General features: G+C 42.0%; 1 protein-coding gene and 2 pseudogenes. 2 read left to right on the top strand and 1 reads right to left on the bottom strand.

What is annotated here, in order from left to right; genetic code table 11:
- Positions 1-366, bottom strand: a pseudogene (locus BGL89_RS08670) (DUF3782 domain-containing protein); the annotation flags it as partial.
- A 232-nt stretch (positions 367-598) separates the two neighbouring features.
- Between BGL89_RS08670 and BGL89_RS08665 the strand changes: the two are divergent.
- A pseudogene (locus tag BGL89_RS08665) lies at positions 599-805 on the top strand (PEP-CTERM sorting domain-containing protein); the annotation flags it as partial.
- A 180-nt stretch (positions 806-985) separates the two neighbouring features.
- Positions 986-1,222 carry a hypothetical protein gene (locus BGL89_RS08660; protein ID WP_286825370.1) on the top strand — a complete coding sequence of 79 codons (237 nt, stop codon included), beginning with the start codon at positions 986-988 and terminating at the stop codon, positions 1,220-1,222.
- Positions 1,223-1,280 lie beyond the last annotated feature (58 nt).

Genomic DNA, 1,280 nt, shown 5'->3' with positions numbered 1-1,280 from the left:
ATCAATACCTTTTTCCTGAAACAGTCGCAAAACCGCCGGTTGGACTAATTCTTCCACAAAGCGTCCCCATCGCGTAGTCAGGCTATTTACCAGACGCTTAAGTTCTGCTATAGTGCGCTCGTTTTCAGCAGTACGGCGCTCACTCTCTAATTTGGCTTCAGCGAGGATGCGTGCTGTTTCAGCACGATACTGCTCAACTTCTTCAGCACGGCGATCGCTTTCTAATCTGGCTTGCTCAATCCGGCGATCGCTTTCTAATTTGGCTTGCTCAATCCGGCGATCGCTTTCTTTTAAACGACGATCAAACTCCTCAGCAGAAGTGCGGAACAATTGGTAAATATCTGCAATTGTTACTGATTCGCTCATCTTTTTTATCTAACCTCTACTTGGTCATAATAGCATAAATGTATTGTTTTCTCAAAGATTGAAGTAAGGGAACAGGGAATAGGCTTCGCCTTCTTAACTTTTCTTAATTAAATTTTAATAATTTTTTAATTTGTTTTACCTTGACAAAATCGGGGGGGGTAACAATACTAAGAGTCTATCGCTTAGACTGGCAACATTGACTAATATCTATACACTAAGGCAAAAATTACCTATACTTGGCCTTGTATCGGGAATCGCCTTGGTGACTCTCGGAACCGCTAGTGCTGTACAAGCGGCGATCGTCACTGTACCTACCGGTCTCAATCCAGGTGATCAATATCGTTTAGTGTTTGTCACATCTGGGACTCGGGATGCAACCTCCACGAACATTGCAGATTACAATACCTTTGTGACTAATGCTGTGGTAGGGAGTGCCTTACAAAGCTCAGAGCAAAAAAATAGTTACCCACAGAAAACGGGTTTCTTCAAGAAACCCGTTTTCTAGCTTCATTCATGGTGCGATCACCGTAAATGTTAGACTAGATTAAGATAAAAAAATCATAGTCGATTAAATAATCAAATAAATTATAGTTAAGACAATTTACTAAAAGATTTAGCAATGGATAGAAGCACTATAGAACGACAACAGCTACTGGAAGCAGTCAACTCTCTTCCTGAAGATGCTTTGGTGGAACTTGCTAGTTTCCTTGACTATCTTCACTATAAATCAACCCATCAAACAGAACTGATCACTGATGCTTCTAGCTTTCTCCTGGCAATTGCAGGTTTAGGAAATTCTGGTCAACAGGATATTTCAGAACAGGTTGACATCCTCACCGCCGTAAACGGACGGTGATTCCCAAACCTCACGATTTAGGTTTCTGCTTCTTTCCCTTGCGGGGTTCCGCACCGGC

It is taken from the genome of Microcystis sp. LSC13-02, assembly GCA_002282935.1.
GTDB lineage: Bacteria > Cyanobacteriota > Cyanobacteriia > Cyanobacteriales > Microcystaceae > Microcystis.
The sequence above is the reverse complement of the archived record's forward strand: the minus strand, read 5'-3'. Positions and strand labels throughout refer to the sequence as shown.